We start from the raw sequence: 19,900 nt of genomic DNA on the forward strand, positions 1-19,900 counted from the left end.
GTTAGACTGTCGTGATAATCAAGTTTAATAATAGTTGTAATGGTAATTGAGCGTACTTTTTCTGGGTTAATTTTAACCAAACAACAGTTTGACCGCGACGGTAAGCTGACCTTAGTGTTTTGGTTAAAGTCTAAAGAAGGCCCTGTACGCGTGGAAGTGACAGGTGAGCAGGCGGTGGTATTTTGTTTATCAGAAGATGCCAAATGGTATGCCGATGCCCTTAATCGAGAGGGGGTTGCTTTTGAGCAAAAGTCTCTGTCGCTTAAACATTTTGATCAAAGTAACGTTAGTGGCTTTTATTTTACTAGCCTAAAAGCCTTTTTCGCCGCAAAAGAAACAGCGAATGAAGTAGGTGTAATCCTGTATGAGCAGGATGTTCGCCACGCCGATCGCTATTTAATGGAGCGTTTTATTCAAGGGCAAGCATGGGCAAAAGGGCAATATAAGTTTAGCCAGGGTGTGCATTGTTTGTATCAAGCAAAACTGGCTAAAAGTGAACAAGCGAGTTTAGCCGCGCATGAATTGATTTGTGTCTCACTCGATATAGAGTGCAGTGGGTTAGGGGTGCTCTATTCGATAGGCTTTTATAATGCGAATTACCAAAAAGTGGTAATGATAGGGCAAGGTAAAAGTCACGAATGGTTGGAATGGGTTGCTGATGAAACCGCTTTACTCAAGCGCTTTGTTGCTATCACACAAGAATTAGACCCAGATGTATTTATCGGCTGGAATGTTATTGATTTTGACTTTTCGATGTTAGCTAAGCGAGCAGAAGCACTTGGTATAACGTTGTCGCTTGGGCGATTTGCAAGTCAGCTTCGAGTGACGCAATCAAAAATCAATAAACTTAATTTACCCGGCCGTATGGTACTTGATGGCATCGATATGCTGAAAAATGCAAGCTACCATTTTTCTAGCTTTCGTTTAGGGCAAGTAAGCTACGAATTACTCGGTGAAGAAAAGCTGATCCAAGGTGGCGATACGCTTGCAGAAATCGAACGCCAGTTTAAGCATGAGAAACTAGCGTTAGCCAAATACAATCTGCAAGACTGTAAGCTGGTGTGGGATATTTTTCAGAATAAATCGCTAATCGATTTTGCAATTGCAAGGTCCAAACTAACAGGGCTTGATTTAAACCGCTTAGGCGGTTCCGTCGCGGCGTTTACTAATTTATATTTGCCGCATTTACATCGCGCTGGGTATATCGCGCCTAATTTAGGTGATTCCCCAGTACAATTTGAAAGCCCAGGCGGTTATGTAATGGACTCACTTCCTGGGCTTTATCAGAATGTCTTGGTACTTGATTATAAAAGTCTTTATCCATCAATCATTCGCACTTTTAAAATTGACCCTATGGGGTTAGTTGAAGGGTTAATGGAAGATGATGCGATTGAGGGATTTAACGGCGCTCAGTTTTCGCGCACCGAACATTTTATACCTTCGCTTATCAGTGAGCTATGGCAAGCAAGAGAAGCGGCAAAAAAAGCCAAAGATGAAACTATGTCTTATGCGATAAAAATTATTATGAATAGTTTTTATGGCGTATTAGGTTCGACCGGATGTCGGTTTTATGACCCGCGCTTGTCAAGTTCGATTACCATGCGTGGTCATGAGATTATGAAAAAAACTAAGCAGTTAATAGAACAAGCCGGTTATCACGTGATCTATGGTGATACAGATTCAACCTTTGTCTCGATAGACGGAGAAGCCTCTAAAGCAAAGTGTAACGACATAGGTAAGCAATTAGTTAACAAAATAAATGACTACTGGCAGGCTGAATTGAGTAAAAAAGGGTTAGACAGCGCACTAGAGATTGAATTTGAAACTCATTATCACCCATTTTTTATGCCGACACTGCGCGGTGAAGCAACTGGGTCCAAAAAGCGCTACGCGGGTATTAACCAAGATGGAGAGTTAATATTTAAAGGTCTTGAAGCGGCACGTGGCGATTGGACTCGCCTAGCCAAAGAGTTTCAGACTGAGTTGTACCAACGACTATTTAACAATCAAGCTGTCGATGATTACATCACACAACAGGTTAGTGCCCTTAAATCAGGTGCTTTTGATGACAAACTTGTGTATCGCAAACGCTTGGGACAAGAGCTTGAAATGTATCGTCGTAATATCCCACCTCATGTTAGAGCAGTAATAGATTACCAGTTAAAACACCCCGATTTTTTCATCAAACGAGGCGACTGGGTGAATTATCTTGTAACACTTGATGGCCCCGTTTACTTAGCTGATGGTGATGTGTCAGAAGTGAATCGAATCGATTATCAACATTACTTAGATAAGCAACTTAAGCCAATTGTAGAGGCGCTTGAAAAGGCGCTAATGTTAAATTTTGCTCAATTGGTTAATGAGCAGCAAAGCCTTTTCTAAAAAGTTCAAAAAAAATGTAATTTTTTGATTACAATTAAGCTTTACGGTTTGTTTTTATTTTATTTCTTTTAAAATCAGTGTCTTGTGTTTTTGTTGCGCCTGAAATTAGTGTGTTTCTAAGTGTGTATAAATGTGATCTAACTGAAACATATAAGGCGTAAATGTTAAAACTTTATAAACACATGTTGACCGGTGTTTGCCCTTATGATTATTATTGCTCTCGGATAAATGAGTTTCGACTCAAAAAAATCAATCAACAATTTGTTAGATTGTGAATAAAAGTAAATCCACAAATGTGGTCCAGGGAGAAATCTAAATGTTAAATAATAAACTAGCGAAGGCGGTTCGTTTAGCGATCGCTTTCGGTGGTGCTAGTACTGCTGTGTTCGCAGCAAACGCTAATGCCGCTGAAGAACAAGCAGCTGAAGCTGTTGAACGTATCGAAGTAACAGGTTCTCGTATCAAGCGTACTGATATGGAGGGTGCTAACCCTGTAGTTGTAATTGACAGAGCGTCTTTAGACAATTCAGGTCAATTAAGTGTTTCTGACGTGTTAAACAGATCTACGTTTAACTCTTTTGGTTCAATCCAACCTTCATCTGGTAATACTGCACAAAGCCAAGCTACTGTAAACTTACGCGGTTTAGGTTCAAGTCGTACATTAGTACTTATCAACGGTAAGAAAATGCCAGGCTCACCTGTAATGGGTGGTGGTGCAGCTGACTTAAACACAATTCCTTTCGCTGCGGTTGAAAGAATCGAAGTTATGAGTGACGGTGCATCTGCTGTATATGGTTCAGATGCAATTGCAGGTGTTGTAAACATCATCCTTCGCGACGATTTTGAAGGCGTTCAAGTTCAAGCTCGAGCTGGTAGCCCTAGCCGTGACGGTGGCGGTGATGAGTCTTCATTCTCAATCATCACTGGTCTTTCAAATGACAAATCAAGCATTGTTTTCAGCTATGAACATGACGAACGCGATATCATTTTCGCACGCGACCGTTGGTTTACGTCTTCTACGGACGATGGCTCAGGCACTTACGGTGGTACTACTGGTTTAAGCTGGTACGGTCGTAATATCCTAGATATGACTACGTTTGAATTTAATCCAATGATTAGTGGTCAAGACTGTTCACAATACGGTGACCTATTCAGTTATCACAATGATGCGCCAGATTACCCAGATGATGATGGTTGTCATTTCGATTATACAGCTGTATCAGCAGATGCTGCGTCAACGAAACGTGATTCAGTATTCGTAGATTATGACTATGAAGTAAGTGATAACACTACTTTTAACTTCCGTTCTCTACATGCTCGTAACGAAAGCTTTGGTCGTTACGCTCCTGCAGCAGGTTGGTTTACATTCCCTATGGACATGCCAGCTGAAAATGGTTTAACAGCAGTTAATGAAGGTGACCGTGGTTACTACCGTTTCAATAATGTTGGCTCATCACGTGATACTTGGCAAGTAAGTAACATGCAAGATTGGGCTGCTTCTTTGGAAGGTCTTACAGATCTATTTGACTGGCATGTTGATGCTCACTATAACCGTTATGACATGAACGAGTGGGGCCAAGGTTACGTTCACCGTCCAAGCGTTGAGCAAGCAATTCGTGATGGTTGGGATCCTCGTGACCCAGACCAGTCAAAATACACCTCACAACTTGCTGACCTAGCTGCAAACAGTAACCGTCGCTCTGGTAGTACACTTCGCGAACTTAGCGGTGGTATGACGTTCAATGAGCTAGCTGATTTTGGTGCAGGTTCAGTTGCTCTTTATGTTGGTGCAAACTACAAAGAAACAACATATTTTGACCAAGCTGAAGCACAAAACGAAGCTAAGAACATCATTGGTACAGCAGGTGGCTCTGCATCTGGTGATCGTGAAGAGTACGCGGTATTTGCTGAATTAGTAGTACCAGTTCTTGACAGCTTAGAATTTAACTTCGCAGGTCGTTATGATGACTTTAGCGATGTAGGTTCGTCGTTTGTACCTAAAGCATCACTTCGTTATCAACCGTTTGAATCTCTTGTTGTACGTGCATCATGGGGTCAAGGTTTCCGTGCTCCGACACTTGAAGACTTATATAAAGCACCTTCAGAGTCTGCAAGCCGTGCTAAAGACGTAGTACTTTGTTCAGCAGCAGGAACTAACCGTTCAGATTGTCGCACGCAACAGCACACGACTTACTTCATTGGTGCCGAAAACCTTAAGCCTGAAGAGTCAGAAAGTGTTAACTTTGGTATTGTATATAATGTAACGGACAATGTTGACGTTTCATTCGATTACTACAATATTGACATCACTAACCAGGTTTCTTCTCTATCTACACAAGACGTATTTGATCTAGAAAACATTGGTTTACTAGGTGATCCAGAGGATCCAAGTGATAATGCGCCAGGTTACGAAGGTGCATCTGTAGACCGTGGTGGTAACCCTGCAGGTCGTTCACTTCTAGTTACAGCACCTATGGCGAATATTCCTGGTTTCTCGACAGATGGTTTTGACTTCAAAGCAAATGCACTATTCGATTTAGGTGGTGCAGGTGAAATTAAGACAAACTTCGCTTGGTCAGAAGTTCTATCTTATGAAGAGCCAGATATCATCGGTATGCCTAAGGTTAACAAGATCGGTCGTAACGGTCTTCCTGAGCGTCGTATCTCACTAGGTGCTACATGGTTATTCGAAGATCACACTCTTAATGTGAATCTTAACCATATCGCATCTCAGGCTGAAGAAACTGAAACGGACGAAACTGGCACCATCTTCACTGCAGTTGGCGAGTTAGACGATTACAACATTGTTGACTTAAACTATACATATGCAACACCTTGGAATTTAGACATTACTGCTGGTGTTAATAATGTAACAGATGAAGATCCTGTTTTAGATAGTGACTTAGGTTACGATTCAAACTTATATAGCATCGTTGGTCGTTTATACTTTGTAGGTTTCCGCTACAAATTCTAATTAGATTTAAGATGTATTAAAGCCTGCAATTGCAGGCTTTTTTTATTTGTATTGGATCGATTTAGCTAATATATAACAATAATAAAGGAGTTTTTTTGATGACTTCACATTGGAGCGAGTATTGGAAACAAGGTCATTTAACGTCATTTGGTGAAAGTTATAAAAAAACTTATACGGGAGTGTTAAAAGATCAATGGCTCCCCTTATTTTCAACTCTAAAAGACGAATTTAAATGCCTTGATATTGCAACAGGAAATGGCGGGTTAGCGATTTTAGTTGATGATTTTGCATTCGTTAATAAGATAAGAGGCAGTATAACTGCGATTGATTTTGCTAAAATTAATAACCATGCGATTGATAAAGCGCACAAGTTTAAAAACAATATTTTATTTAGAGAGTTATTTAAAGCTGAAGATGTAGACAAATTGGATGACAATTACGAGTTAATTATTTCTCAATTCGGTATCGAGTATTCTGATATTAGTGAGTCGATAATTGCATCTAAAAAGCGTCTAAGTGCTAATGGTAAGATCGGCTTAATGATGCATCATTCTAATTCTGCAATAATTCAGCGAAATGAAAGAACGCTTACGTTAGTGAGGTCAGAGGCGTTTAGAGCCTGTATGGATCATTTTATTAAGCTAATTAAATTCTCTTTTGATATAACGAGTAAAGAATCACTTAGGCTATTAAAAGTAAATAGAGATGCTGAGCATCACCGACATCAATTAAATTACTTATTAAAAGAATTATTTGAACATGATGAAATGGCTATAAAGGATACGAACTTACCTGAATATGTATCTCAGTTTATGAAAATTGGCGTAATTTCAGAGCGTCGAGTAAAAAAGCAATTTATCGAATATCTTAAGACACAGATCGAAACGTTACAGAATCGTTTGTCTGAATTGGTAGAAGCGGCCTTAGCACCAGATAAATTATCTTCACTTATTAAATACGCGAAGTTAAATGGATTGACCGCTACCGAACAAAGTGAAGTTCTGAATGAATCTGGCGAAATACTAGCTTGGTTTGTGGTCTTCGAACACAGTCATATTGAATGAAATCATAATCGTTTTGTCGAGTCTATAGAAGTAAGCTTATATAAAGAAGCATGAGTTTTATGCTTCTTTATATACTTATGCGTACTCAAACGCATATTTAGTCATTTAAAAACAGAATATCTTTATCAATTCAGCCTAGAAACCTTTCAATAACATTCTACCTAGGCGTTTTTTTTTTGAAAAAAAATTAATTGCGTTAATTGTTAATAATTTTTTACTAAAGCCAATCTGATATGGCTATAAACTCTCTTTCTTGGACGGTATAGCGCGATTAACAAAAGCTTAAATGTAAACAGTTTGTTTATTAAATTGTTGCATTAAAGCATTTGTTTATCTTAGAGCAGTATTTTACTAAGTTTGGCTGTTGACACTCTTCTATGCATTTAGCATTATTGGTGAGTTGGTGCATTTTTTATGTGCACCATTCATGATTGAGTTTTAATCAGTTTAAATTCTAAAAAAGTAACATTACTTAATTGGTTGGGAACTATGTCTGTTAAAATCAGAAAAAGTCTTGTAGCTTCAGCGTTGGTTGGCGCGGTTGCACTTACAAGCAGCAATGTGATGGCAGATCCTTTGAAAGACATTCACAATGTTGAAGGTCAGACTATTAAGGCTGCACAAAAGTCTCAGAACAAAATCGATAACGTATTCGAGCAAACAGTTGAACTGAAAGCGGAGTATGACACTACGATTAACCAAACTGAGATCCTAAAAGTTTATAATGATCACCTAGCACGTTTGGTTGCAGACCAAAATGCTGGTATCGAATCATTAAATAAACAAATCAAAGAAATCGATACAACTAAACGTAACGTTGTGCCTTTGATGTATCGCATGATCGATACGCTTGAGCAATTCATCAAAGCGGACGTTCCTTTTGACACTGAAAAGCGTTTAGACCGTGTTGAAAAGTTACGTGAGTTAATGACTAACTCATCAGTAACGACTTCTGAAAAGTACCGTCAGGTTCTTGAAGCTTACCTTACAGAGAAAGATTACAGCACTGTTGTAACTGCTACTCAAGGTGCTATCAACCTAGATGGTCGTGATATCACTGTAGACTTCGGTCGTGTTGGTCGTATCGCTTATGTAGCTCAGTCTCTAGACCTTAAGAATGCTTGGGTTTGGAACAATTCTACAAAGCAGTGGGACAAGCTAGGTGACGAATACATCAGCCCTATTACTGATCTTATTCGTATGGCGCGTAAGCAGAAAGCTTACGATATTGTTAGCCTTCCAATCTTTGGCGCGGAGTAATCACGATGAAGAAACTATTTAAAGGTTTAGCAGTTGCTACTGTTCTTTCTGTTTCTGCAGGTGGCGCGCTAAATGCACACGCAGATACAGCTGCTCTAGATAAAATTCTTGAGCAAGTTAAGCAAGACCGTATCTCGTCTGGCAAAATTAACAAGCAACGTGAGCAAGAGTTTTTATCAGCTCGTGCTGACAAGCAAGCGTTATTAAAGAAAGCTCAACGTGAACTAGCGGCTGAAGAAGCTCGCGGTGATCGTCTTAAGAAGCAATATGCACAAAACGAAGCGACACTAGCGTCTAAAGAAGCAGAATTAGAAACTGCTAAAGGTACGCTTGGTGAAATGTTCGGTGTTGTACGTCGTGCTGCATCTGAAACAATCGGTTCAATTGAAGCATCACTTGTTTCTGCTGAAAAGCCAGGACGTGAAGAAGTGCTTCGTTCTCTAGCTGCTGCTAAAGAACTACCAACTACTCGCGAACTAGAAGAGCTTTGGATTGGTCTTCAAACTGAAATGACTGAGTCTGCGAAAGTATCATCTTTCGAAACTACAGTTGCTCAGTTAGACGGTTCAGAAGTTAACGCTAAAGTTACACGTATTGGTAACTTCAACCTTATCTCTGATCAAGGTTACTTAATTTACCACCCAGAAACTAAGCAAATCCAGCCGCTAGGCCGTCAGCCTGATGGTTACGTATTGTCTTCTGCTGAAGCGCTACGTGCTACTCCAGCTGGTTCTTACACTGGTTTCTATACAGATATCACTCGTGGTTCAATTCTACGTCTAAACACGCAGAAAGCGACTCACGAAGAGCGTTTCCACCAAGGTGGTACAGTTGGTTACCTAATCGCAGTACTACTAGTTATTGGTTTCATCATCGCGATTATTCGTCTTGCTGACCTTACACTAACTACTGGTAAGATCCGTTCACAGCTTAAGAATCTTAACACACCAAACGAAAACAACCCGCTTGGTCGTATTCTTAAAGTTTACCAAGACAACAAGTCAGAAGATGTTGAAAACCTTGAGCTTAAGCTTGATGAAGCGATTCTACGTGAAACGCCACGCATCGAAGCTGGTGTTAACATCATCAAGATCTTCGCAGCTATCGCACCTCTAATGGGTCTATTAGGTACTGTTGTAGGTATGATCGAAACATTCCAGCAAATCACGTTATTCGGTACAGGTGATCCGAAGATCATGGCTGGTTCAATCTCAATGGCACTAGTAACTACTGCTCTAGGTCTAATTGCGGCACTACCGCTAATCCTAGTTCACGCTATCGTTGCAAGCCGTTCTAAGTCTGTACTACACATCCTAGATGAGCAAAGCGCTGGTATTATTGCTGCTCACGCGGAGAAGGAGAAAGCCTAATGCTAGTCCTGATGGAGATCTGGGAATCTGTCAGGGATTTTGTGGCTACAGGCGGCCAGGTACTATATGTGGTCGCAATAGCACTCTTTCTTATGTGGGTATTAATGATTGAGCGCTATTGGTTCCTGACCAGCGTGTTTCCTAAAATGAAAAAGGGAATCATCGCTAACTGGGACGCCCGCCAGGACACTACGTCTTGGTATGCACACAGAATCCGTGAAGCATGGATTTCTGAAGCGTCTGAGAAATTAGATGAGCGTATGTTGTTGATCAAAACATTAGTAGCTGTATGTCCACTTATCGGCTTATTAGGTACTGTAACGGGTATGATCGCGGTTTTCGAAACCATGGCTACTCAAGGTACTGGTAACGCACGCTTAATGGCATCAGGTATTTCAATGGCGACGATCCCAACAATGGCTGGAATGGTTGCAGCACTATCAGGTGTATTCTTTAGCACACGTCTAGAAGCGAAAGCGAAGATGGCTAAGAATAAACTTATCGATAGCTTGCCGCATCACTAGAGAGAGATTTGAATATGGCACGTAATAAACGTATTCGTGAAGAAGATGAAGCAGCGGTAGATATGACACCGATGCTCGACATCGTTTTCATCATGCTTATCTTCTTTATCGTAACAACGTCATTCGTTAAAGAAGCCGGTATTGAAGTTAACAAACCAAAAGCAGCACAAGCTACCAAGAAGAAAAATGCAAATATTTTTATTGCAATTCGTGGTAACGGTGAAGTTTGGATGGATAAGCGCCAAGTAGATGTAGAACGTGTATCTGCGAACATCGAGCGTCTATTAGCTGAACAACCTACTGAAGTCGTGATTATCCAAGCGGATAAAGAAGCGAAGCACGGTGTGGTTATGAAAGTTATGGACCAGATCAAGGCTACTGGTGACTACCTGAAGATTTCAATCGCTGGAGAAAAGTAATGATTCGTTTTCTGTTTTCACTGATTGCAGGTGGGGCAGTTACTTTCGGCTTATTTTATTTCATGGCGTTCTTGATTTCTGGCGGCGACAAACGCGCCGCCAATGACCAAGAGCAGATTGTAGTCGAAATTATGACGAATCCGCCTGAATCAAAGGTGCAGGAGAGGAAGCGTGTACCGCCTCCGCCTCCGCCGCCACCTAAGCAGCCGCCCAAACCGCAGCCGCCACAACCTGATAATTCGAGTAATAACAACTCAGGATTACAGTTTAATATGCCATCAATTGACGTTGGTGGTACGGCAGGTGGTCTAGATGGCCCAGGCGCATTTGGCCGAGATGGTGATGCTACACCAATCGTTCGAATTGAGCCTAAATATCCGCCACAAGCTGCGCGTGATGGTAAAGAAGGTTGGGTACAACTTCGCTTTACAATCGATGAAGTAGGTGGTGTAACTGATATTAAAGTTATTAACGCTGAACCAAGACGTATTTTCGACCGTGAAGCAAAACGTGCTCTACGTAAATGGAAATACAAGCCTAAGATTGTTGATGGTAAACCACAACGTCAAGCAGGCATCGAAGTTCAACTTGATTTCAAACTTGACCAAGGTAACTAGGGGGTAGTATGAAAACTTTATCTAAAGTAACAGCGCTAGCCTTATTAATGTCGCTTGGTGGTGCAGTTTATTCTGCACCAACTTTGGCTAAAGCTGATCCTGCTAAGATTGAAGAACGCAAGAAACGCAAAACCAAAGTTATGGGTGAACGTACTGGTAAAAAAGTTGTTAGAGCATTCGATGTATACAACGGCGACCAGGAAAAAGGAATCGAGGGCGATGTAGCTGGTGCGCTTCAAATGATGAAGGAAATTGATCCTTCAGACGAGTTTGATAGAGCACAAGTTAACTACTACATGGCGCAAATGAGCTACCAGCTTGAGAAGTTTGACGAGGCAATTCGTCTTGCTAAAGCGGCAGCTAAGCCAGATGTTCTTAACTTTAAAGACCAAGCAACTGTAATGAAGCTTATTGCAGACTTACAGCGTCAAGAAAAACAGTATAAAGATGCTCGTGATTCTTACTACGCTTGGATGGACTTTACGGGTGAAGAAGATGCAAAAGTTTACCTAGCTATTGCATCTATTTACTACGAAACAAAAGAGTATAAGAATATTCTTGGTCCAGCAGATCGTGCAATTGAGCTATCTAAAAAAGAGCCTATTAAAAGTGCTTACGACTTAAAAGTTGGTGCTTATGTAGAGCTTAAGCAGTTCAATAACGCGGTTAAAACAAGTGAAGAGCAAATTAAGATTTGGCCGAAAGAGTACAAACTTTGGACTCGTTTAGCTTCTTTCTACATGACAGTTGAAGACTACAAAAAAGGTCTTGCAGCTGCGAAAGTAGCAGAGCGTAACAATGCGTTAGAAACAGCTAACCATTTTAAATTCCTTGCAAGTTTGTATTCACTTAACGAAATGCCTTACCAAGCAGGTGTTACACTTGAAAAAGCGGTAAAAGCAAAGAAAGTTAAGAAAGACAAATCTACGGTTTCTACACTAGGTGCATATTTCCATAATGCTAAGCATTATAATAAAGCAGCGAAGTTCTACATTGAAGCAGCTGATTTCGATAATGACTCTGAGTTATATCGTAAAGCAGGTTCAATGTTCGTAACGAGCGAAGATTATGCACTAGCGGTTAAAAACCTTAGCAAAGCACTTGAGCTTGGCAATAAGAAGAAAGGTCAGATCCACTTAGACCTTGCAGAAGCATACCTTCAGCAAGAAAAGTATAAACTGGCTTATCAAAATGTTCGTAAAGCGGTAGATTATCCGCAAACGAAAAAATTTGCTAAGAGCTGGTCTCAGTATATTAAAGACAAAGCGATCCGTAAGGGCGTTAAAATTTAATAGCTGAACGCGCACAAAAAGCCCCAATTGGGGCTTTTTTAATGCCTAAAATTTATCGTTTATTTTCGGCAATTAAATGTTGAATCGCGCAATCGGATTAATTCACATATTCGCCAGATAAAAACACCAGCCGCATTAATTTTTGTCGAATATCGACATCGATATAACACTTATTCGTTACGACACGGCAAACAGCGCTAAATCTAATCACTACAAAGTAGCGATGGTGTTACTCTCAAAACGCCGTTTTAAATGCTAGTGAATGGTATATGTTTCTAGTTGATACGCATTAACACCACTTTGCTCTGCATAATGAAGAGCGGTAATTGTCTTTTCAAAAATAGCACCAGGTTCAATAGTAAGCTCTGGCTTTACGTTTACAGCACCAATGCTTAAGTTGCAGTGCAATAAGCCCAACTTCTCTTGCTCTAATAGCGCGTTTTGAATGCGGGAAACAATCACTTTAGTACCTTCAGTATCAAGCCCAAATAACCCCATCGCAAAGCAATGCTCGTTAAAGCGACACGTAATATCGGTGCTGCGCAGTGTTTGCTCGGTCAGAATATTACCGACTTGAATTAGTCTTGCTTTTTCAGTCTCAGAAGTGGTTCTGATGTGTGGATTAAATAATAGAATAGACAAACTATCGTTATCACGTATTAACCTATGCCATTCGCGGTTAAAAATTTCCATAAAGTATGCTTGGTTGTATAATCCAGTTTCCGTATCGCGAAATGAGGCGTTTTGAAAAGAAAAAATCATAAGCGCTCTCCAGATTACCATCTCTTTTAAGGTTAGATTAAATTGATTAAATTTACGCAATTATTACTACCAATTTGTTTCGCTTTTTTATTATTTGGTTGTGATGACGCCTCAAACAGCCGTTCAGAGGCGCAGTTAGTAACGTCTTTAAAGCAGCTTAATACTTTGCTTTACCCGTCACAGAGCGAACCTAACGACGTTTTGTGGCCTATGAGCGACCGTTATTTAACGCTAAGAGATAGTCTATTTAAACAATTATTGCGAGCATCCGAAAAACCAAGCCAAGAAGCCCAGTTGTTGGCGATAGAGCAGCGCTTTACCGAACGTTTCTTTCCTTGGCCGTATAATGCTAATCCGGTATTAAACTACTTACAGAGCGCGTCTCATGTTGAAGATGCCGACCTCGCGGACTTTATTGCCTTTAGTCAGCAAAAAATGAGCAACGCCTATCAAGACAAAGTTCGCCTCAGTCGCTTTGAGCTAACCGCGCTGTTACGCCAAATCGCTAACGCGGAACAACAACTAGACACATTCCTAGCAGCAAAAGTCGCATTGGCTGAATTTGAGAGATATTTAAAAGATTACTCACCACGCAGAAGCCCAGGCGTTGGGGCCTTACCTAATGGTAAAGATTGGTATCAAGCACGTTTAAACTACTTTACCAATGCAGCGCAAAAGCCGGCGGATGTATTAAATCGCTTGTTAACTATAAAGCAAAGTGCCAGCGATGAACCGCAGTTTGTTGTTTGCTTTACAACTCAAAAATGCGCTAATACCTCAGGCTTAGATTGGCGTACCAAATACAGTGATCGCCGCGCGGAATTTACAGCCGTTCCGTTTGGTAAAGAACAAGCGGTAATTGCAGAAGTTGATTTCGGTATTCATGCGCAGGCATGGAGTAGTGAGCATGCACTTACAGTGCTAACCAAGCAGTTAGAGATTGATGAAGAACGCGCTAATCGTGTACTAGCAAAAATATTACAAGAGCCAGCGCTTGCGATGGTAAATATCCCATTAGGCTAACGCCTAATGGGAACATGCTTTACAGCGTTGTGCTGCTGGGTCGTTATCGAGTAACTCTAATTCAATAGGCTCTTCACAGTCTGCACAATAGCCATATTGGCCAATTTCAAATTGTGCAATTGCCGCCTCCAACTGAATTAAACGACTCAGTTTAGGTTCATGATTTAATAGAAAGTGCTGTTCCAGAAAATCTGGCCAATCGCTATAGTTAATAGCATGTAAGTCATTAACAATTGCGGGCTGAACTTGTCCATAATGTTCAATTACCTCTTTGCGTAACGCTTCCAATTCTACTTCAAGCCTACGTTTGAATAACTCAAGTGACACGGTCATTCTCATTCCCCTTTTTATTCCTAGCACCTAAGGGTGCAATATTGAATTATAGGGACTTGATAAACGCGCGATATGATATGAATCAACAAGTAGTAACTTTGTTACTCGCCTGTAAAATTTTATCGAGCACTTCTTGACTCGATTTAAGTCGTTTTATTTCTTCAAAAAAGAGGTTTGCTTCGCTGTATTGCAGTTTTAAATAGCCAAGCCATTGTTTTGTACGACTGGCGAAGTAACGTTCACTGTTACCGCCATCACAATGCATTGATGAGTCAATTATATGGTGCAGTATTTGCTGCCACGATAGTGCCGTGTAATGTTCACCATTGCGCTTGCTGACAATTTCAGCTGCCAGATCGGGCTTTGCTAACGCACCACGACCTAGCATCACATCATCACAGCCGCTGCGTTGTTGGCACAACATGTAATGTTCAAAATTCCACACCTCACCGTTGGCAACCACATTTATATCAGAGGTGGTTTTGAGTGGTTTTATTTTTTCCCAATACGCAGGAGGGCGATAGCCGTCACGTTTTGTTCTAGCATGAATCGCGATGCTTGAGGCGCCGGCACTGCAAACAGCATCAAAAATTTCTTGGCTTTGAGAGCAGTCATCAAAACCAAGGCGAACCTTAGCTGATACCTCATCATCCACAGGCACCGCATCTCGCACAGCTTTTACAATCTGATAAATTTGTTCGGGTTCTTTGAGTAATACTGCGCCGCCTTTACTTTTATTAACGGTTTTTGCAGGACAGCCAAAATTTAAGTCAACACCGTGAGAACCAAGCTCAACTGCACGCTGTGCATTTTCTGCAAGCACATTTGCGTGTTGTCCCAGTAATTGAATGCGCACAGGGGTGCCAGATTGGGTTTTTCCCTGATTGTTTAACTCAGGGCAGTATCGATGAAATACACGAGCAGGTAATAATGCATCAACTACACGGATAAACTCAGTAACACACAGGTCAAACCCACCAATATCGGTGAGTAGTTGTCGCATATGGAAGTCAACAACACCTTCCATCGGTGCCAAAATTAGTTTCATTGTAACCCGTGTAATAGCTATCTCGGCGGCGATTTTAACGAGCTTATGAGCTAAACACTATTATTTTTTTTATTACAAGGCTAAACTGATATTGCTCAATGGGTTAGCTGTACCATAATGAGATTTACAAAACGAATTGATCAAAAAATTTAAATTTGTTTGAAAGAATATTTTTAAAAGCCAGGTCATTTTAAACAATCAAGTAAACGTAAAACGAGACAACTATGAAAACACTTAATAAAAATTCAGTAGCTTTAACAGTAGGTGCAGCAGTAATTGGTGCATCAAGCCTAGTTTCTACAGCGGCAAACGCTAACCCTTTCCAAGTTACCGCAATGCAATCTGGCTATATGCTTGACGCTGGTGAAGGCAAATGTGGTGAAGGTAAATGCGGCGGGGACAAAAAAGCCAAAAAAGAAGGCAAGTGTGGCGAAGGTAAATGCGGCGGCGACAAAAAAGCTAAAAAAGAAGGCAAGTGTGGCGAAGGTAAATGCGGCGGCGACAAAAAAGCCAAAAAAGAAGGCAAGTGTGGCGAAGGCAAATGCGGCGGCGACCACAAAGCTAAAAAAGAAGGCAAGTGCGGCGAAGGTAAATGCGGCGGCGACAAAAAAGCTAAAAAAGAAGGCAAGTGCGGCGAAGGCAAATGTGGCGGCGACAAAAAAGCTAAAAAAGAAGGCAAGTGTGGCGAAGGCAAATGCGGTGGTCACAAGTAATTAGTTAACCCTATTTCAGGCTAACTAGTCAAAAGGCCAGCTTAGCTGGCCTTTTAGTTAATTAAAGAATAAATATGTTTGGAGGGGCGGTGAATAAACACAATTTTGGAATGGTAGGGCTTGGTCTACGACGTGAAATGCTTGACCCATTAATCGAAGACTACCCAAAGCAAATCGATTTTTTAGAAGTCGCGCCTGAAAACTGGTTAATCTTAGGTGGCGCATTAGGCAAAAAGTTTAAGCAATTAACTGAACAACATAATTTTGTGTGCCATGGGTTATCCCTTTCAATCGGTTCACCTGAACCACTTGATATTGATTTTGTTAAAGATCTTAAAGTGTTCTTCAAACAACATAATATTAAAGCCTACAGCGAACACTTAAGTTATTGCTCGGGTACAGGGCATATGTACGACCTGATGCCAATTCCATTTAGTGAAGAAGCAGCCCGTTATGTCGCAGAGCGCATTCGCACAGTGCAAGATATTCTTGAAATGCCTATCGCGATGGAAAACGTATCGTATTACGCAGCGCCAGGGCAGCAAATGTCTGAGTTAGATTTCACTAACTTGGTTTTAGAAGAGGCCAACTGCGAGTTATTACTCGATGTAAATAATATTTATGTTAACGCCGTTAATCATGGTTACAGTGCCAGCGAGTTTTTAAAAGGGCTTCCTACCAAACGCATTAGCTACGGACATATCGCCGGGCATTATAATGAAGCGGATGATTTAATTGTTGATACCCATGGCGCAGATGTAATAGATCCTGTTTGGCAATTGTTACGCGAGGCATATCAAATTCATGGCGTATTCCCAACCTTACTTGAACGAGATTTTAATATTCCAGCGATGCCCGAATTATTAGGTGAAGTTGATACCATTGCCGCAATTCAGGCAGAGAATATTAAGCGAGAAACAGCTTAATGAGTTTTCAAGCTACCCAAAATGCCTTTATGCAGCATATTCGCGATCCTGAAAATAACGTGTTTCCTGATATTGAAGATCGTCGCTTAGCAATTTACCGAGAGCTTTTCTTTAACAATGTTGAAGGCTTTGTCAGTTCTGCGTTTCCAGTATTACAGTCGCTTTATAGCGAAGATGATTGGCTGGTTTTAGTGCGTAAGTTTTTTAGCCAACATGATTGTAAATCACCTTACTTTTTGCAAATTTCTGAAGAGTTTTTGGCGTTTATATCAAATGAATATACGCGTACAGCGGCCGACCCAGAATACATGCTGGAACTTGCGCACTACGAGTGGGTTGAATTAGCGCTTTCAATCGCAGATCAAGATCCAAATGAAAGGGCTGTTTCCGATATTCAAACGCAACCACTTTATTTTTCATCGCTTGCGTGGCGCGTAAGTTATGCTTACCCCGTGCAATTCGCATCAAGCGATAATTCGGAGCTATCAACGCTTGAAGAAGGTAATCATTTGGTTATTTATCGCGACGGTGATGATGATATTCAGTTTGTCGCCATTAATGCGATAACCGCGCACTTAGTACAGTTAATAGAGTCAACGCCAAGCATTAAATTTAGTGCGGTACGCGATACAATGCAGCAAATGTTGCCCCAGTTAGATCCAGCAACATTAGAAACGGGTTTAATCACGACACTTAACGATTTAGCGCAAAAAGCGGTACTGGTCACAAAATAACACTTTTGATCTAGATCAACTTCTACTATTATATGCGGCGTTTTTTCGTGCTTAAGATGTAGAGGTAATGATGGCGCACAAAGGTGATTTTAAAGACCCGTTCAATGCAAAATACTTTATTGGTTTCCTAGTTGTATTTGCAGGCATTGGTTGTTTAAATGCAATTCTAGGTTGGGCGACGCTACTAAGCGCTTAATACCATACCTTCCACATATTTTGTGATTTTAGGCCGATTTATCGGCCTTTGTTGTTTCTGCAATACCCTGTTGTGCAATAGATAATCGAAAGGGCTCGATTAATTATGCTAAGCGGAGGTTTTTTGTTTCAAACTTTGTATAATGACCTGTAATTAAAATATTGGGGAAAACCATGACTTTGTCAGTTTCAGACCTAGAACTAGTAAAAAATAGCATTGCGACTGTGCCAGATTATCCAAAACCAGGCATTATGTTCCGCGATATTACTAGCTTATTAGCTGAGCCTAAAGCGTTCCAAACCGTGCAAAAAGCACTGGTAGAAAAATACAAAAACCAAGAATTTGATGTAATTATTGGTACTGAATCTCGCGGCTTTATTTTTGGTGCACCGCTTGCGCTTGAATTAGGCATTCCATTTGTCCCTGTGCGTAAGCCGGGCAAATTGCCACGCGAAACGGTATCGCAGTCGTATCAGCTTGAATACGGTGAAGATACCCTTGAAATTCATAAAGATGCAATTAAAGCGGGCGATAAAGTATTGCTAGTAGACGACTTATTAGCAACTGGCGGCACTATTGAAGCAACCGTTAAACTGGTTGAAAAACTCGGTGGTAACGCAACTGACGCAGCTTTTGTTATTTCATTGCCAGAACTTGGCGGTGAAGCGCGCCTAGACGGCCTAGGTTTAAACATACTTAAATTAGTTGAGTTTGAAGGCGAGTAAATGAGCTATCAAGTTCTGGCAAGAAAGTGGCGTCCACAAAACTTTCATCAGTTAGTTGGGCAGCAACACGTTAAACAAGCATTAGTAAACGCGCTTGATCAAAACCGTTTGCACCATGCTTACTTATTTACCGGTACACGTGGTGTAGGTAAAACCACTATTGCCAGAATTTTTGCAAAAAGCTTAAACTGCGAATCAGGCATTACAAGTCAGCCTTGTGGCAGCTGTAATGCCTGTGTTGATATCGAGCAGGGCCGTTTTATCGACCTAATTGAAATCGATGCAGCGTCGCGCACCAAAGTCGAAGATACGCGCGAAATTCTCGATAACGTGCAATACGCGCCCACTCGTGGCCGTTATAAAGTGTACCTTATCGATGAAGTGCACATGCTCTCTAAACACAGCTTTAATGCATTGTTAAAAACACTAGAAGAGCCACCAGAGCACGTTAAGTTTTTACTAGCTACGACCGATCCGCAAAAATTACCCGTCACTATTTTGTCGCGTTGTTTGCAATTTAATTTGGCTGCATTGTCGGAAAATGAAATTGAAACACAACTAACGCATATTTTGCAGCAAGAGCAACTGGGTTTTGAACCAGAAGCGCTTAAGCAACTGGCACAAAGTGCCAAAGGCAGTATGCGCGATGCACTGAGTTTAACTGACCAAGCCATCGCTCAAACCAATGGTAATATTAGCCACCAAGCAACCAAACAAATGCTTGGTTTAATGGATATTACTTGGGCACAAAGTTTATTGATTGCGGCGATGGCCAGCGATGGTGATAGCTTATTAGAGCTAAGCGCAAAATTGGGCTTACAGAATGGCAATTATGGTGCGGTACTCGATGACTTAATCAAACTGTGTCATTTAACACTCGTGTCTAAGTTGGTGCCAAGTGCTGCGCAGCTGAGCGACCAATATGCCGATTTTATTAGTGAACTGGCAAATGAAGCAGATACCCGTGAAATTCAGGTTTACTATCAGCTACTGTTAAACGGTAAAAAAGATTTAATGCTTGCGCCAACAGAGCAACTTGGCTTTGAAATGGTGATGTTAAAGTTACTGGCGTTTGAACCGGCTCAAATGCAGGCACAAGCACCGGCGCAGCAAAACCAAGCTGCGCAAACACAGCCACAAGCTCAACAAGCAACACCAAGCGCACGTGTTTCTCTTAAAGAACAATTAAAAAAACAAAAAGAAGCACTCGATAATAAACAGGTAACGCAGTCACAACCTGAGCCTGTTCAACCTGTAGTTGAAAAACCAGCACCGCTTGCTCCTGCAACAGAAGCGCCCGCGCCGCAACAGCAAATAGCACCAGCGCAATCTCAGGAGCAACATTCGCAAGAGCAACCATCTCAAGAACAACCATCTCAAGAACAGATGGAACAGCAAGTTAATCAGCAGCTTGGTGACGTACTTGCGCAAGCTGAGCAGTTGACATCACAATCGCCAGCGCCTGAAATGTTTGAGCAACAGCAACAGCAACAGCAACAGCAACAGCAACAGCAACAGCAACAGCAACAGCAACAGCA

At 41.2% G+C, this 19,900-nt stretch carries 19 protein-coding genes; 16 read left to right on the forward strand and 3 right to left on the reverse strand.

The features are described from left to right. Positions 1-39: 39 nt before the first annotated feature. The 9 genes from L1068_RS15665 to L1068_RS15705 all read left to right on the forward strand — a co-directional run bounded on the left by L1068_RS15665 (position 40) and on the right by L1068_RS15705 (position 11,902). Positions 40-2,382: a DNA polymerase II gene (locus L1068_RS15665; protein WP_237131000.1), complete on the forward strand. Its 2,343-nt coding sequence runs from the start codon at positions 40-42 to the stop codon at positions 2,380-2,382. A gap of 316 nt (positions 2,383-2,698) precedes the next feature. Beyond that, on the forward strand, positions 2,699-5,356 hold the full coding sequence (locus L1068_RS15670) for a TonB-dependent receptor (protein WP_237131001.1): 2,658 nt from the start codon (positions 2,699-2,701) through the stop codon (positions 5,354-5,356). Between the two features lie 98 nt (positions 5,357-5,454). Further along, positions 5,455-6,420 carry a hypothetical protein gene (locus L1068_RS15675; protein ID WP_237131002.1) on the forward strand — a complete coding sequence of 322 codons (966 nt, stop codon included), beginning with the start codon at positions 5,455-5,457 and terminating at the stop codon, positions 6,418-6,420. Positions 6,421-6,909: 489 nt separating this feature from the next. After that, positions 6,910-7,680 carry a DUF3450 domain-containing protein gene (locus L1068_RS15680; protein ID WP_010559750.1) on the forward strand — a complete coding sequence of 257 codons (771 nt, stop codon included), beginning with the start codon at positions 6,910-6,912 and terminating at the stop codon, positions 7,678-7,680. Between the two features lie 5 nt (positions 7,681-7,685). Next, a complete protein-coding gene (locus L1068_RS15685; protein ID WP_054979839.1) occupies positions 7,686-9,050 on the forward strand; it encodes a MotA/TolQ/ExbB proton channel family protein in 1,365 nt (454 codons plus the stop codon). Further along, positions 9,050-9,574 carry a MotA/TolQ/ExbB proton channel family protein gene (locus tag L1068_RS15690; protein WP_010559752.1) on the forward strand — a complete coding sequence of 175 codons (525 nt, stop codon included), beginning with the start codon at positions 9,050-9,052 and terminating at the stop codon, positions 9,572-9,574. Before L1068_RS15685 ends, L1068_RS15690 begins: the two co-directional genes overlap by 1 nt. Before the next feature lie 14 nt (positions 9,575-9,588). Next, positions 9,589-9,993 (forward strand): biopolymer transporter ExbD, encoded by a 405-nt coding sequence (locus L1068_RS15695; protein WP_237131003.1) that lies wholly within the window; start codon positions 9,589-9,591, stop codon positions 9,991-9,993. Next, the gene (locus tag L1068_RS15700; RefSeq protein WP_237131004.1) at positions 9,993-10,610 is read left to right on the forward strand and encodes an energy transducer TonB; all 618 of its coding nucleotides are present in this window, start codon (positions 9,993-9,995) and stop codon (positions 10,608-10,610) included. Before L1068_RS15695 ends, L1068_RS15700 begins: the two co-directional genes overlap by 1 nt. Positions 10,611-10,618: 8 nt before the next feature. After that, the gene (locus L1068_RS15705) at positions 10,619-11,902 is read left to right on the forward strand and encodes a hypothetical protein (RefSeq protein WP_237131005.1); all 1,284 of its coding nucleotides are present in this window, start codon (positions 10,619-10,621) and stop codon (positions 11,900-11,902) included. 255 nt (positions 11,903-12,157) lie between these two features. Here the strand turns inward: L1068_RS15705 and L1068_RS15710 are convergent, their stop codons facing one another. Next, complete coding sequence (locus L1068_RS15710) at positions 12,158-12,664, reverse strand: diguanylate cyclase (RefSeq protein WP_237131006.1); 507 nt, start codon at positions 12,662-12,664, stop codon at positions 12,158-12,160. Positions 12,665-12,706: 42 nt separating this feature from the next. On the opposite strand from L1068_RS15710, the gene L1068_RS15715 reads away from it, so the two are divergent. Next, a complete protein-coding gene (locus L1068_RS15715; RefSeq protein ID WP_237131007.1) occupies positions 12,707-13,687 on the forward strand; it encodes a DUF885 domain-containing protein in 981 nt (326 codons plus the stop codon). A gap of 3 nt (positions 13,688-13,690) precedes the next feature. Here L1068_RS15715 and L1068_RS15720 read toward each other — a convergent pair whose 3' ends face one another. After that, a complete protein-coding gene (locus L1068_RS15720) occupies positions 13,691-14,020 on the reverse strand; it encodes a TraR/DksA C4-type zinc finger protein (RefSeq protein WP_237131008.1) in 330 nt (109 codons plus the stop codon). A gap of 82 nt (positions 14,021-14,102) precedes the next feature. Beyond that, on the reverse strand, positions 14,103-15,068 hold the full coding sequence (locus L1068_RS15725) for a tRNA-dihydrouridine synthase (RefSeq protein ID WP_237131009.1): 966 nt from the start codon (positions 15,066-15,068) through the stop codon (positions 14,103-14,105). A gap of 224 nt (positions 15,069-15,292) precedes the next feature. On the opposite strand from L1068_RS15725, the gene L1068_RS15730 reads away from it, so the two are divergent. From L1068_RS15730 to dnaX, 6 genes are all read left to right on the forward strand, one after another. After that, the gene (locus L1068_RS15730; RefSeq protein WP_237131010.1) at positions 15,293-15,781 is read left to right on the forward strand and encodes a hypothetical protein; all 489 of its coding nucleotides are present in this window, start codon (positions 15,293-15,295) and stop codon (positions 15,779-15,781) included. A gap of 110 nt (positions 15,782-15,891) precedes the next feature. Further along, on the forward strand, positions 15,892-16,707 hold the full coding sequence (locus tag L1068_RS15735) for a DUF692 domain-containing protein (protein WP_040641942.1): 816 nt from the start codon (positions 15,892-15,894) through the stop codon (positions 16,705-16,707). Further along, positions 16,707-17,441: a putative DNA-binding domain-containing protein gene (locus tag L1068_RS15740; protein ID WP_237131011.1), complete on the forward strand. Its 735-nt coding sequence runs from the start codon at positions 16,707-16,709 to the stop codon at positions 17,439-17,441. The genes L1068_RS15735 and L1068_RS15740 overlap by 1 nt, the downstream gene beginning before the upstream one ends. A 67-nt stretch (positions 17,442-17,508) precedes the next feature. Continuing rightward, positions 17,509-17,637, forward strand: coding sequence for a hypothetical protein (locus L1068_RS22085; protein WP_021033034.1), 129 nt, complete (start codon positions 17,509-17,511; stop codon positions 17,635-17,637). Positions 17,638-17,810: 173 nt separating this feature from the next. Further along, positions 17,811-18,362, forward strand: coding sequence for an adenine phosphoribosyltransferase (gene apt / locus L1068_RS15745; protein WP_010559764.1), 552 nt, complete (start codon positions 17,811-17,813; stop codon positions 18,360-18,362). Then, positions 18,363-19,900, forward strand: a 1,538-nt coding sequence (dnaX, locus tag L1068_RS15750) for a DNA polymerase III subunit gamma/tau (protein WP_237131012.1), incomplete at its 3' end; no start/stop codon positions are given.

The organism is Pseudoalteromonas sp. MMG024 (assembly GCF_021654175.1).
Classification (GTDB): domain Bacteria; phylum Pseudomonadota; class Gammaproteobacteria; order Enterobacterales; family Alteromonadaceae; genus Pseudoalteromonas.

Bases quoted from the DNA above. Each gene is read 5' to 3' on its own strand.
- L1068_RS15665 (WP_237131000.1), top strand. From the start codon at position 40: ATGGTAATTGAGCGTACTTTTTCTGGGTTAATTTTAACCAAACAACAG.
- L1068_RS15670 (WP_237131001.1), top strand. From the start codon at position 2,699: ATGTTAAATAATAAACTAGCGAAGGCGGTTCGTTTAGCGATCGCTTTC.
- L1068_RS15675 (WP_237131002.1), top strand. From the start codon at position 5,455: ATGACTTCACATTGGAGCGAGTATTGGAAACAAGGTCATTTAACGTCA.
- L1068_RS15680 (WP_010559750.1), top strand. From the start codon at position 6,910: ATGTCTGTTAAAATCAGAAAAAGTCTTGTAGCTTCAGCGTTGGTTGGC.
- L1068_RS15685 (WP_054979839.1), top strand. From the start codon at position 7,686: ATGAAGAAACTATTTAAAGGTTTAGCAGTTGCTACTGTTCTTTCTGTT.
- L1068_RS15690 (WP_010559752.1), top strand. From the start codon at position 9,050: ATGCTAGTCCTGATGGAGATCTGGGAATCTGTCAGGGATTTTGTGGCT.
- L1068_RS15695 (WP_237131003.1), top strand. From the start codon at position 9,589: ATGGCACGTAATAAACGTATTCGTGAAGAAGATGAAGCAGCGGTAGAT.
- L1068_RS15700 (WP_237131004.1), top strand. From the start codon at position 9,993: ATGATTCGTTTTCTGTTTTCACTGATTGCAGGTGGGGCAGTTACTTTC.
- L1068_RS15705 (WP_237131005.1), top strand. From the start codon at position 10,619: ATGAAAACTTTATCTAAAGTAACAGCGCTAGCCTTATTAATGTCGCTT.
- L1068_RS15710 (WP_237131006.1), bottom strand. From the start codon at position 12,664: ATGATTTTTTCTTTTCAAAACGCCTCATTTCGCGATACGGAAACTGGA.
- L1068_RS15720 (WP_237131008.1), bottom strand. From the start codon at position 14,020: ATGACCGTGTCACTTGAGTTATTCAAACGTAGGCTTGAAGTAGAATTG.
- L1068_RS15725 (WP_237131009.1), bottom strand. From the start codon at position 15,068: ATGAAACTAATTTTGGCACCGATGGAAGGTGTTGTTGACTTCCATATG.
- L1068_RS15730 (WP_237131010.1), top strand. From the start codon at position 15,293: ATGAAAACACTTAATAAAAATTCAGTAGCTTTAACAGTAGGTGCAGCA.
- L1068_RS15735 (WP_040641942.1), top strand. From the start codon at position 15,892: ATGGTAGGGCTTGGTCTACGACGTGAAATGCTTGACCCATTAATCGAA.
- L1068_RS15740 (WP_237131011.1), top strand. From the start codon at position 16,707: ATGAGTTTTCAAGCTACCCAAAATGCCTTTATGCAGCATATTCGCGAT.
- L1068_RS22085 (WP_021033034.1), top strand. From the start codon at position 17,509: ATGATGGCGCACAAAGGTGATTTTAAAGACCCGTTCAATGCAAAATAC.
- apt (WP_010559764.1), top strand. From the start codon at position 17,811: ATGACTTTGTCAGTTTCAGACCTAGAACTAGTAAAAAATAGCATTGCG.